This window comes from Spiroplasma endosymbiont of Tiphia femorata (genome assembly GCF_964020225.1).
GTDB lineage: Bacteria > Bacillota_I > Bacilli_A > Mycoplasmatales > VBWQ01 > Spiroplasma_E.
The window spans coordinates 1,302,901-1,315,728 of sequence record NZ_OZ026544.1 but is presented as its reverse complement, the minus strand read 5'-3'; the positions used below and the strand labels follow the sequence as shown (position 1 = coordinate 1,315,728).

The following is a 12,828-nucleotide window of genomic DNA, read 5'->3' as shown; positions in this document are numbered from 1 at the left end:
ATATTATGTTAGGTAAATTTTTTAGAAAAGATAAAAGTAATATTAGTGATAATCAAAATGAAAAAGTAAAATTTTTAAATAATAAAAATAAAAGTACTCATGCTTCAATTTTAAATTATTTTGGTTTTAATGATTTTAATCATGAAACTTATTTCACTGATTTTGTAGCAGAAAATAATGCTAATTTATATAATGCTCCATTAGATATTAATAATGAAACTATTAAAAAATACTTAATTCAACAAGAATTTTATAGAAAAAATTGAAATTCTATTTTTAAATTAAGCAAATTAGGAATTAGTGGTTATTTAATTTATATTGCTAATGATGATTTATATTTTCAAGTAGTAGATATACAACAAAGAGTTTATGATATTGGTGGTAAATTAACTCAATGTACTATTTTTTATGATAGTTATCAACAAAATGCACAAACTGTAAGATTATTTGAAATTTATACATTAAATAATGAACAAGTAACAATTAATCGCTCAATTTATAGTATTAGTGATAATAAAAAACAATTTCCATTAGATTTTAAATCATTTATTAATAATCCTAATCTATTACAAGAACAAACATTAAATATTAATTATATACCAATATCAATTATGCGAAATAAAGCAAATGAGTTAGCAGATTGTGATAAAGTAATGGATAAAATTAAAGCATTAGATGTTATTTATGAACAAATTGTTTTAGATACCATTTTAAATTCACCTAAATTTATATTTAGTCAAACTTATGGTAATGTTCAATCAACATTAGAAGAAGCAGTAAGAACATTAGTTACTAAAAACTATATATTTAAAAGTGGTGGAGATAATAATGAACAAAACGAAAATATCAATATGACAAATAGTAATTTTAAAGGTAAAAATTTAACTGATATATACGATTGAAATGTTAATGAAATATTTAAACGTTGTGGTATTCATATACCAAGTCAAAAGAAATCTGCACAACAATCAGTTCCCGAAAGTACAGCTGTAAATATTTCAACTATTAATTATATTGAACAAAAATTATGACAATTTAATATTGATATTCTTAAATTTATTCAAATATTAGTAAGTGTTGATAAAGACTTATTAAATAGTAAAACCTTTAATATTAATGATGAACAAGAAATTAATAATTTAACTGTTAAATTAAAATTATTTAACCCCGAAAATAACCAATTAATAGGAGAGAACAATGGAAAACAACAACAAACCACAAACGAAGTTTCCACAGAAACAAACTAAACTTAATCAAGCAGAAGTAGAAAATGATTATTTAATTGATAATATTCCTTATGATTTTACTAATATGATGAGTGCTACTAGTGACCCAGATATTAATAGAGCATACGATGAATTTAAAAAAAGAACAATTTATATTTATGAAATTGAACGTTTATTTAAAAATAATGAAAATAATAGTTTAAAATTTTCAGCAAATACTATTAAAATTGGTTTTATTGATATTGATAAAGTATTAAAAACTATTGCTGTTGAAACATCAGACTTTACTATGCAATTAAATCAAAGAGCAAGTACAAACATTAATGATAATACTATTGAATATAGTATGACTGATATTAAAAATTTAATTTTTCAAGAAATAAATTTATTAAATCAATTTAAATTATATGCAGTGAGTATAAATGAACCATTAACTGAAAATAATATTGATAATTTATACATTATTAATAATTATTCACAACCTTATCAAAATCCAAAAACTAGAAGTACTAAAAGTATTACTATTATTAAAATTAAAGATTTTAAAACAAGAGATGGTTATCCAATCATTATTAAATTACAAAAACCATTAGACAAAGATACCAAAGTAATTGGTTTAAAAATTAAAGCGCCTAGAAGCATGATTTTTGGAAATATAAAGGTACTTGGTGAAGTTGACAATATGGAAGTATACCCAAAGTTATTTGTTAAAGATAAGATAGCATTTCCGCTATTATCAATGCCTATTGAAACTCAACCAAAAGTTAGAATATTACAACAATGATTTAGTGAACAAATATTACCTTGAAACTTAGCAAAACAATTTATAGGACAAGAAAAATCAGTTTTAGATTTAATTGCTATTGGTGGTGGAACTGAAACAAGAAAAGAAATTATTAATAATGCAAAAATAACATATGCAAAAATTGGTAAATATGATGGACCAGCACCAGTACCTAAAAAATTAGATGATTTTGAAATGAAAAAGAATGAACAATATATATTATATAGTCATAGAGAACCAACCCCACCATATCCTAGTAAATATATTGCTATTGAATTATCACAGAACTTTAATGATATTGAAATTGAAATAAATGATAAACCACCAATTGATAGTTTACAAAAAGTATTATTAGATATGCTAACTTATACATATAATTATAATCGTAATTTTGATGGTTTTAAACCAGATAATTTAGGCAATAAAATAGCAGAATTACGTGCAAAATTTGAGGGACAAAAACCTGATGAAGTAATTACTAATTTATTTAAACAATGGAAATTAGATTATCCTAATTATATTGATTTAGAGCAAGTAAAAATATTTAAGCAAATAGTTATTATGTTATCAAATAATATTTATTCAAGTATGTCAATTAATAAAGGTTTAAATGATGATAATAAGATTTTATTACCATATTACTTTGAGTTGAAATCAAATCCAATACATCCTAATAAAGACGAAATTTGACAATTCAAAAATGCAAAAGTAATATTAAAATCTAATTATTTTGATTTTACAAATATAAATAATATTAAATTAAAGAATAACGATATTAGTCAAAATGAATTATTTAAACTGGATGATAACCAATTTAACTGATTATCTATTACCAATGAATTAGAAAGTAATAATATTCCATCATTAATTCCTGCTGATTGAACATTAGCAAATGGTGAATATGGAAAATACTTTACAAAAACAATTATTGAAAAAACAAAAATTAAAAATGCTTTGAATTTATATGGTTCAAATAAATCTCAATTATTTTCTAAATTAGAATTTTATAAAGAAATTGCACAAATTGATAATAATAGTGAATTTGAATTACAAATTGAAAATCCGATTAATAACTTAAATCGGATTGAAATTAGCGGTATATTTGGTGCTGGCAATTATGATTTAATTTTAATAACTGATAAACAAGAAATACAATTAAATAATATTAACTTATTTGATAAATATAATGAAAATATTTCATATATTAATTTGGAAATTTAGATTATTTATTAAAATATCCATCAGGATATATACCATCCCATTTGGTATCACCTTCATTTTTTGGTTTAATGCCAAAATATAAATCTATTTTATGACTATCATCTCTTGGATGTTCTCATATAGTTGCCCCCCCAAGTCACTGTATAATCTCAATTTAAAAATGACTTATAATTATTAGTTTGATTATATGCTATTGCACCTAAAGTTAAACCAATACCACCAGTAATTACAGCAAATGATAACGCTATTTTTTGAAAATTTGTTTTTATTCATGTTTTCATATTAAATTACTCCTTTTTTTAAGTATATTAAATTATTTGTATATCAGCCAGTAGTTCATGCTTTATTTTGATTAATATTAATATATGTTCAATATTGTGTTCCTTGGCCATAAATTGTTGTTTTTAAAGGAATATCGCTTATAAAAATATTTGATTCATGTATATGACTATCTATTGTAAATCCTATTATGTATGATTGTTTTTCTTGAAAATTATATATTATTTCTCCTTGTTCGTTTATTTTATATTTTTCTTTATCTAAATTAGGTTTTTCACATGCAATAACATTTGAAGTTATAATACAACCTAAAGTTATTACTCCCAAAATAGTTAATATATTTTTCATTTTAAATTACTCCCTATATTTTTTGCTTGCTTCAATTATTTTTATTGCTTGTTCTTTTGGTAAATTATCTATAATACTTGGTAACTCTTCTTCATATTCATTTGCATGTTTATGACAGAAAAAAAATTTACCAAATTCATCTATATCTATAACATTAGTTCATTCTTTAAAACATCCTTCTTTTTGACAAAAAATAAGTTTAGTATTTTCAACTTCATATTTATTTACAAGTATTTCATGATTTTGATTTTTAAATTTATTTTGTTTTTTTGGTTTTTTAATTTTTATTTTTGTCTTACATCTTTTTTTACTCATAAATTCTCCTTTTTTCATTGATTTTACTTACAAATTGTACTATTTTTGATTATTTTTACAAGTATACTTTTAAATGCAAAATAAAGCCTAAATTAAAGGCCTTTATTTTATGAGACCTATACTATTAATTATATTGAAATTGTTTATTATATTTTAAATATGAAAGTGGTTTTTTAAATAATTTTTATTTTATTTAAAATTACACTTATATATTTATATAATAATTAAGTAAATTAATTTTTTAAATATATTTACAATAAATTTAGAATTTTTTAAAATAGTTAGGAGAAAAAATATGAGTTTTAATTATTTATGAACTTTAAAAGAAGCAACAAAAAGAATGTATCAATCATTTAGAGATGATATAAAAAATCAATGAGAAAAAACAGATTGAAGAATATTAAAAGAAAGAGATATAAAATATATTCCAGTTAAAATTAAAGAAAGAACTAGAAATACTATCAATGGTCTTGTTACTTATAAATGTCGTGATTATAAATATTATGATGAACAATTAAAAAAATGAGTAAGAGTTTGTTTATTAGATGAAGAATTAGAATTACCTAAATATAAAAGAACTTGTCAGGATATAAAAAATAATGTTATTGAACATTTTGCTGATGGAAAAAGATATGTTGATATTTTACATACTATGAAGCAAACAAAATTTAGTACAACAAGTATTAGTAGATTATTTCAAGAATATCAAGTTAATAAATTAGATGTTCCTAAAATAAAATTAGAACTAAATCAATTTATTTATATTAGTATTGATGATGGACATCGAAAATTTTGAAAATTTAAACGCAATTCTGGTAAATATTCAATGCGTTTAGTATTATTTTGTACAGATAATGTTAATCATAAATTAGTTAATAAAAGAGCAGATGTAATAATAAGACCAACAAAAACAGCAATTGGTGTTAAAAAAACTGCTGAATTTATTAAAGAACAAGGAAATAGATTTTTTGAAAATTTTGACCAAGCAAAAATAATTATTTGTGGAGATAGTGCAGGATGAATTAAAGAAGTTGCTGATTATTTAGGTGCAAGTTTTGTTTTAGATAAATTCCATTTAGTTAAAAAATTATATGTTGGAATAATCGCTGGAAATAAAGGAAAATATTGAGATGAATATAAGATTTGTAGAAATTTTATTGAAAATGGTCAATATGATGAGTTAATAAAATATATGAATGAAATATTAAAAAATCACAAAAAATTAAAAAAACAATATTTTAAAAATAATAAACAAGGTATTGAAAATCAAGGTGCAAAGTGAAATATAGGTTGTTTTACAGAAGGTAATATTTGACATATTTTAAAAGAAATGCTTGGTAATAGAACTTATAACATAAATATTTATATTAAAATGGTTATTTTTAAATGTAATCAAATAAATTTAAAAACATAACTTAATTTATTTTTTTATTAAAATTTTGAAAACTTATTAACTTTTAATTTAATAAGAATTTTTGTTGTGTATAAATATTAATTTTATTTTTCATTTTTTTAATATTTGTATTTTAATTGCAATTAATTTAATTTAGTAGTAAGATGTATTTACAATTGCATATAATTACAATTATTTCTTGTCTATAATTTTAAAGAAATGTTTAAAAAGTAATTATATCCTCCGTTTTTGTTACCGTCCCATTTATTTAATAATGTTTAAAAGAAAACTAAGTAAAAACAATTATTTTTTAAAATATTATCAATATTATCAATAGTTAAATTTGTATATTATAATGATTTTATATATTTATGTTATAATCAAGAAAATTATCATTACTATTAAAAATAAATCAATATTGGAATTTTTTAAATATTAATTTGTGGGTGCTTTAATGACAAGAATGGAAAAGTATAAAAGTTTACGTGAACAAATTGCTAAAGAAATTAAAGAAAATAGTAAGCTTTGAGAACAAGAACAAAAAATAGAAAATTATTATCAGCAACTAATAAAAATTGATAAATCATATTTTGAGCCAATTTTTCAAAAATTAAATTCTGATTTAAATTTAGTTAATTTTGAAAATTATTTTATTAAAAATAATGAACAACATTTAGATGATAATGATAAATTAATATTGGAAAATATGTTAGAAAATATTAATAATATTTTAAAAAAATATAGCGAAAATATTGATTTTGAAATAGTTGATGTGCCATTAATAAGTACTAACTTGGAATATCAAACGTTAATTAATAGTATGCATAATAAAATAAATGAATTTCAAAAAGACTTAGAAAGTAAAATTCATGATGTCAAAAATTTTGTTAAAAATTTAGAATTTAAATATAAAAAGTATAAAATAAATAATAGTGATCTTAATAAAGAACTAAAAGAAATTAATCAAGAACATAATAATTTTCAAGATGAATTACAAAAAGTTAAAATTAAGAATAACTATAAGTGAAGTTTAACAGTATTTAGTATTATCATTATTTGTTTAATTTTAATAGTCGTGTTAGTATTATCATTAATATTATTTATTAAGTAGAGAATGGAGAAAAACAATGTACCCAAAGATTAATATTGCAATAGATGGTCCAGCAGCTAGTGGTAAATCAGCAGCAGCATATTTACTTTCTAAAAAAATTGATTATCAATTTATGGATACAGGAATTATGTATCGTAGCTTTACTAATTATTGTTTAAAAAACAAAATTGCTTTTGAAAGTGAAGATTTAATACTTGCAGCATTACAACTTTTTGATATAAGATGAGTTAATGGTCATTTTTTATTTAATGATCAACCACCAACAGAAGAAATTTATGATAAAAATGTTACTAGTAAAGTACCAATAATTGCTTCGTTATCTGAAGTTAGAAAAGTTATGGTTGTTAGAATTCAAGAAATGGTTAGAAGTCAAGGCTTTATTGTCGTTGGCAGAGATATTAGTAGTGTTGTTTTACCTGATGCTCAATTAAAGATTTTTTTAACTTCTAGTTTACACGCTCGTAGTGAAAGAAGATATAAACAGTATATTAAAGAGGGTATTAATATTACACAAGAACAAGTATATAACGATATGGTAATTCGTGATAATGTTGATAAAACTCGTAGCACTGGTCAACTAGTAATTGTTGAAGATGCAGTTATTTTAGATAATAGTGATTATAATTTACAAACGACCGTTGATAAATTAAAAGTTTTATATGATAATTACTTTAGTCATAAAAAATAATATTTTAAATATAAGGATTTGAATAAAATGAATAAGTTACCAAAAGTAGTAATTGTAGGACGCCCTAATGTTGGTAAATCTTCAATTTTTAATCGTATATTACAAAAAAAAGTAGCAATAATTGAAGATATGCCTGGAGCAACTAGAGATCGAATTTATGGCATTGGTGAATGATTAACACAAAATTTTGTGATTATTGATACGGGTGGTATTACTAAAACGATTACTAATTTTACTCAACAAATCAATCAACAAGTTAATATTGCTTTAGCTGAGGCTGATATTGTTTTATTTGTTTGTTCTTATCAAGAAGGTCTAACTCACGAAGATGAAGATATTGCTAAATTATTATACAGAACTAAGAAACCGGTTATTATTATTGCAAATAAATATGATAATGTTCAAAACGATAATGATAAAATTTATGATTATTTAAAAGTTGGCTTTGGCGAACCAATTTTAGTATCTGCTAGTCATGGTGTTGGTTTTGGTGATTTATTAGATATGATAATTACTAAATTACCAAAAGAGGTTCATACAGAAAAAAAAGAACATATTAATTTAGCAATTATTGGTCGTCCCAATGTTGGTAAATCAAGTTTAGTTAATACTATTCTTCAAGAGAATAGAGTTATTGTTTCACCAATAGCAGGAACAACAACTGATGCTATTGATAGTAATTTTGTTTATAATAAAAAACAATATTGTGTTATTGATACTGCTGGAATTCGTAGAAAAGGAAAAATTACTGAAGATTTAGAAAAATATAGTTTAATTAGAACTACTAATGCTATTGAACGTAGTGATATTGTTTTGTTTTTATTAGATGGTAGTGTTGAAATTCAAGAACAAGATTTAACAATAGCAGGAATGGCAAAAAATTTAGATAAGCCAGTTATTATTATTGTTAATAAATGAGATTTAGTTAAAAAAAATGAAAAAACAATGCAAGAGTTTACTAAAAAAATAAAAGAAAAATTTAAATACCTTGAGTATTCTTTTGTTGTATATTTATCTGCTTTAGAAAATACTAGAATTCATACTTTATTTGCTACTATTAATGAAGTATTAGTTAATATGAATTTAAGAATTAAAACAAGTATTCTTAATGAAATAATTAATAAAGCTCAATTAATTAATGAGCCGCCCTACTTTAAAGGTGGTAGATTAAAGATATATTACACAACACAGGTTGAAAAAAATCCGCCTACTTTTATTTTAATGGTAAATGATCCACAACGATGTCATTTTTCTTATGAACGTTTTTTAATTAATCAAATTCGTGAACGATTTGGTTTTCAGGGTGTACCAATTAAATTAAGATTTAGAATGCGTAAGTCATTGTATAATAAACAATAAAAAAGTGTAAAATTTTGTGATTATATTTATTTAAGAAAAATTTATTGTATAATAATATTTATTAAGATAAAAAACTAATGATTAGAAAGTGTAAATGATTATGCTAAATTTTTTAACATTAGAGTCGCACAATAAAAGTTTATCAACATCGGCAATGTGAATAATGTTTATCATTGGTTTGATTTGTATTGGTATTATTTTTCTTGTGTTTTTTTTATTTAAAAGAAAATTACGTAAAGAAAGGAGCCTGATTAACGAGCAATTTTTATTTAAACCAAAAAAAGTTACATATCAAGTTTTTCATTTTTGAAATAAAGCTCTTTATATATTTTTAATGTTTTCTTCATCAGCTAAAGAATTTTCTTGTTCTAAATTTGTTGAAGAAATTAATGCTTTAGAATTAATTAATCAAAAACCAGTAAATGATCGTGTACAAAACTTACCATAAATATAACCATTATTTATGAATATAGTAGTGCTTATTAAAAAGGAAAAAAAACTAAAAATGGAACAATATTATGAATTATTAGGTTTATCTATTGGTGCAACAATTCCTGAAATTAATGCATCTTTTAGACGTTTATCTTTAAAATTACATCCAGATAAAAATACTAATAATCCAGAAGCAACTATTAATTTTCAAAAATTAAGTGAAGCGCGTAATGTTTTAGTTAAACAAAAAGAATATGAAGAAAAAACTAATAAAATATGGAAAGAAAATTTAAAAAAACAACAAGCAGAACAAGAAACATTTCAAAATAAACAAAAAGAAGAAATTTTAGCTAAGCAAAAATTTAAGATATTTAAAAAAGAAATTGATCAAAAAATGAAAAAAAATTATATTGAGTTATTACCTAAAATACTTGATTTTAAAATAGAATTAAAGAAATTAGAAAAAGAACTTTTAACTTTACAGTCAAAAAGTTCTAAATTAAGAAAATCTATTATTAATTTAAATACAAAGAAAATAAATCCAAGAATTAATTTTTATATTAAATGTATTACTTTAGGTTTTTATGATTGAAATAAAATAACAGAAAAAGAACTATGTGAAAATAAAAATGAATTTATAAAAACCAATAGGGAAAAAGAAAATTTAAAAGAAAAATATGATATAGTAAAAACTAATATGCAAATATTAATTAATGAGCAAAACTTATTACAAGAAGATCTTAAAGAATTATTTGCAAAAGAAAATGATTTGAAAAAATATATAAATTCATTTAATTTAGAAGAAAAAGATTCAATAAGAGATTGAAATAAATACTTTTCATCATCAGTTTAATGATATAAATAATATTATATGAATAGTTAATTATTTAAATATAAATTTATATTTATGGTTCAACTAATAATTCATTATTTGATGTTTGTTCATCATTGCTTTCTTCAATAATATTATTATCAATAATAATATAATATTGTAAATATTTATTTCAAATACTGATAATTGGTTTATACAGAAAACTACTAAACATGAAGTTACCAATGCCATGAATAGCATCAAAACTTAATCCAGATAATCAGTAAAGATAAAAACTGGATTTACCAAATAATATTAAATGAATTAGAGAATCAAATGTACCAAAAGTAAAACCTCATAAACTTGTAATAATTACAAAAATTCATCAATGCTTTTTAATTAAATGACGAAATATTCAAATTATTATGACCAATATTGGTCATATACTAAAATATAAAAATATTCAACTATTACCACCGTAAAGTAGAATTTCTAATGAAGCAAAAATTAAAGGAATAGTAATTGACATATATAGTGGAAAAACTAATGCTGAAAATGCTAATAGAAAAGTTACAACTTCAATATTTGGTAATATTGCTAATACTTCTTTTAAAGCAAAAACTAGTGCTGCATATGAAGGAATAATCAAGATACGAATTAATTTTTGGACATGGTTACTCATATTTGTTCTCGGCTTTCTTTATTTTTTAAATTTAAAACCACCTCATAAAGATGGTTTAGTTATACTAATCGGAGATAAAACATCAATTAAAATTATATAACTGTTATCTGCACCCAGAGATTAGTTTAATAGTGTTAAATAGATAGGTCTACTGGCTTAACTTCATTTTACTTGTTACCCTTCTCAAAATCTTTGATTTCAATGGATTATGTAACTTTTATCAGTATCACAGTTGCTGGGGCAGCTTAAGATTACTTAATTCCCTTTTATGAACAGTTGTTCATCTATTTAATTTTATTCAGTTGTATTTAAGGATAAATGATTTAATATATTAAAAATATATTATACTTTTTGTTTATTTTTTGTTTAATAATGACACTAATTGTGCTTTTGGTAAATTATTCATTTCATTTTGATATTGTTTAAACATATTTTTACATGTTGTAAGTTCAGTTAATGCTTCTTTTAAGTTACCTCAACCTTCAATTATGACTTTCTTTTTTTGTAATTCTTTATACTGTAAAAAGAAATTAACAATTTCATCACGTAAATGTTGTGGTACATCTTTTAGATCTTGATACTCATTAAAGCGTGGATCAGAATTAACAACACCAAATAATTTAGTATCAACTTCACCACCGTCAATCATTTTAATCATTCCTAAAACTCTAACTTCTACTAAGCAACCAGGGAAAGTTGGATAAGTAATTAAACTAATAATATCTAAAGGATCACCATCATAATCTAAAGTTTCAGGAATATATCCATATTCACCGGGATAAAAATTAGCACCATAAAGAACACGATCTAATATCATAGTTTTAGATTTTCAATCATATTCATATTTATTACTTGATCCTTTGGGAATTTCAACTACCATTTGCACAATGTTATTTTCACTTTTATTCATTAATACTTCATCTCCTTTTAAAAATTAATTTTATTATATAATAAATAAACGTTTTTTTATATATAATTAAAATAATAAATGTATTTTAAGGAGTAAAAGATGAGTTTAAAATATGAGAAAAAGTGACAACAATTTAAAAGTAATATTAATAATTCTTTAAAATTAACTACTCATAGGATAGCATTAATTAGTAGTTTATTGGCAGTTACAACATTAATGACCTTATTAGAAACACCACCTATTTTTTTACCTTTTTTGAAAATTGATTTTGGTAATACTATTAATTTAATTGCATTGTTAATTATTAAACTTCCTTATAGTTTGTTAATTGCCATTATTGTTCCTTGACTAAGTTTAATCTTACCTCATTTTCCTTCTGGTAATGCTGAACCAATTGGTGAATTTGCTTATATGTTAAGTACCATTACTTTATTGTTATTATATAGTAGTTTTAAATTATTATTTAAGCAATTACCATTTTGAAAAACGCAATCTAATAATTCTTGAAAACGATTAATGATTATTGAAATACCGACAGTTGTTATTACTTGTATTTTAGTATCATTAATTAGTGCTTTTTATAATTGAGCTTTTATTTTAGACATGTATGGTGCTGGTGAACTTAAAGATAAGATTTGAATTGTATTTGTACCATTTAATTTAATTAAATTTACTTCAGTTTTGCTTTTATATTTATTATTAGTTAGGCCAGTACAAATTTTAGTACAACATTTTAATATTTAAATAATATATTTTAATTGATCTTTTTTTAATTCTATTACTAAAGATTCTTCACTATTTTGTTTTATTTCTGACTCTTCTCAAGGTCTTCAAATATTTACTTCTTCTTTATAATCTTCATCAATTACTAATCGTTCTGAATCACTATCTTCTTCTGAATTATCAAAATAGTTGTTTTCTATTTGTTTGTTAATATTTACTGATAATAAATTTATTGTTTGCTGTTGATTTAAAAATTCTTCTTTATAATTTTGATTTTCATTATTATCACAATTTATTTCTGCAATATTGATGGCTGCTTCTAATATATCTCTTGGAGCTGAGTTGACTGAATGTTTTGTTTTAAGTTCATTCTTTCTTGCTTTTTGCTTTCAAATTCAAATTGTTGTTTTTGAAATGCCAGTTTCTTTTTTGATTTCACCATAACTTTTACCATCTTGTAAATATTGTAATACTTTTTCTTTTATTTCCGGTGTATATTTTTTTGCCATCTTTTAATCTTCCTTTTCTTTTAGCAATTTTATTTAA

General features: G+C 22.1%; 15 protein-coding genes and 1 riboswitch. Of the genes, 9 read left to right on the top strand and 6 right to left on the bottom strand.

Annotated elements, in window-relative coordinates; translation table 4 throughout:
- Positions 1-5: 5 nt before the first annotated feature.
- Positions 6-1,247, top strand: coding sequence for a hypothetical protein (locus AACK83_RS08075; protein WP_338957608.1), 1,242 nt, complete (start codon positions 6-8; stop codon positions 1,245-1,247).
- Positions 1,198-3,231 carry a hypothetical protein gene (locus tag AACK83_RS08070; protein ID WP_338957607.1) on the top strand — a complete coding sequence of 678 codons (2,034 nt, stop codon included), beginning with the start codon at positions 1,198-1,200 and terminating at the stop codon, positions 3,229-3,231. Before AACK83_RS08075 ends, AACK83_RS08070 begins: the two co-directional genes overlap by 50 nt.
- Before the next feature lie 95 nt (positions 3,232-3,326).
- Here the strand turns inward: AACK83_RS08070 and AACK83_RS08065 are convergent, their stop codons facing one another.
- Genes AACK83_RS08065 through AACK83_RS08055 form a run of 3 tightly spaced genes read right to left on the bottom strand, consistent with a single transcriptional unit; the run spans position 3,327 to position 4,173 of the window.
- A complete protein-coding gene (locus AACK83_RS08065; RefSeq protein ID WP_338957606.1) occupies positions 3,327-3,512 on the bottom strand; it encodes a hypothetical protein in 186 nt (61 codons plus the stop codon).
- A gap of 1 nt (position 3,513) precedes the next feature.
- Positions 3,514-3,858 (bottom strand): hypothetical protein, encoded by a 345-nt coding sequence (locus tag AACK83_RS08060; protein ID WP_338957603.1) that lies wholly within the window; start codon positions 3,856-3,858, stop codon positions 3,514-3,516.
- Between the two features lie 6 nt (positions 3,859-3,864).
- Positions 3,865-4,173 (bottom strand): hypothetical protein, encoded by a 309-nt coding sequence (locus AACK83_RS08055; RefSeq protein WP_338957601.1) that lies wholly within the window; start codon positions 4,171-4,173, stop codon positions 3,865-3,867.
- 295 nt (positions 4,174-4,468) lie between these two features.
- On the opposite strand from AACK83_RS08055, the gene AACK83_RS08050 reads away from it, so the two are divergent.
- The 6 genes from AACK83_RS08050 (at position 4,469) to AACK83_RS08025 (ending at position 10,009) form a co-directional block, all read left to right on the top strand.
- Entirely contained in the window at positions 4,469-5,587 is a 1,119-nt protein-coding gene (locus AACK83_RS08050; RefSeq protein WP_338957600.1) for an Mbov_0401 family ICE element transposase-like protein, read from the top strand.
- Positions 5,588-6,020: 433 nt separating this feature from the next.
- Positions 6,021-6,677 carry a hypothetical protein gene (locus AACK83_RS08045; RefSeq protein ID WP_252320708.1) on the top strand — a complete coding sequence of 219 codons (657 nt, stop codon included), beginning with the start codon at positions 6,021-6,023 and terminating at the stop codon, positions 6,675-6,677.
- 16 nt (positions 6,678-6,693) lie between these two features.
- The gene (gene cmk / locus AACK83_RS08040) at positions 6,694-7,365 is read left to right on the top strand and encodes a (d)CMP kinase (RefSeq protein ID WP_338957598.1); all 672 of its coding nucleotides are present in this window, start codon (positions 6,694-6,696) and stop codon (positions 7,363-7,365) included.
- A gap of 27 nt (positions 7,366-7,392) precedes the next feature.
- Positions 7,393-8,724 carry a ribosome biogenesis GTPase Der gene (gene der, locus AACK83_RS08035; RefSeq protein ID WP_338957597.1) on the top strand — a complete coding sequence of 444 codons (1,332 nt, stop codon included), beginning with the start codon at positions 7,393-7,395 and terminating at the stop codon, positions 8,722-8,724.
- Positions 8,725-8,818: 94 nt separating this feature from the next.
- On the top strand, positions 8,819-9,172 hold the full coding sequence (locus tag AACK83_RS08030) for a hypothetical protein (RefSeq protein WP_338957595.1): 354 nt from the start codon (positions 8,819-8,821) through the stop codon (positions 9,170-9,172).
- 57 nt (positions 9,173-9,229) lie between these two features.
- The gene (locus AACK83_RS08025; RefSeq protein ID WP_338957594.1) at positions 9,230-10,009 is read left to right on the top strand and encodes a J domain-containing protein; all 780 of its coding nucleotides are present in this window, start codon (positions 9,230-9,232) and stop codon (positions 10,007-10,009) included.
- 52 nt (positions 10,010-10,061) lie between these two features.
- Here the strand turns inward: AACK83_RS08025 and AACK83_RS08020 are convergent, their stop codons facing one another.
- Positions 10,062-10,649, bottom strand: coding sequence for a hypothetical protein (locus tag AACK83_RS08020; RefSeq protein WP_338957592.1), 588 nt, complete (start codon positions 10,647-10,649; stop codon positions 10,062-10,064).
- 124 nt (positions 10,650-10,773) lie between these two features.
- Positions 10,774-10,952: riboswitch (cobalamin riboswitch) on the bottom strand.
- A 52-nt stretch (positions 10,953-11,004) separates the two neighbouring features.
- Positions 11,005-11,559, bottom strand: a complete 555-nt coding sequence (locus AACK83_RS08015; protein ID WP_338957590.1) for an inorganic diphosphatase — start codon at positions 11,557-11,559, stop codon at positions 11,005-11,007.
- Positions 11,560-11,658: 99 nt separating this feature from the next.
- On the opposite strand from AACK83_RS08015, the gene AACK83_RS08010 reads away from it, so the two are divergent.
- The gene (locus AACK83_RS08010; RefSeq protein ID WP_338957589.1) at positions 11,659-12,303 is read left to right on the top strand and encodes a hypothetical protein; all 645 of its coding nucleotides are present in this window, start codon (positions 11,659-11,661) and stop codon (positions 12,301-12,303) included.
- On the opposite strand, the gene AACK83_RS08005 is transcribed toward AACK83_RS08010, so the two are convergent.
- Positions 12,300-12,791 (bottom strand): hypothetical protein, encoded by a 492-nt coding sequence (locus AACK83_RS08005; protein ID WP_338957587.1) that lies wholly within the window; start codon positions 12,789-12,791, stop codon positions 12,300-12,302. The two genes, AACK83_RS08010 and AACK83_RS08005, sit on opposite strands and share 4 nt — an antisense overlap.
- Positions 12,792-12,828 lie beyond the last annotated feature (37 nt).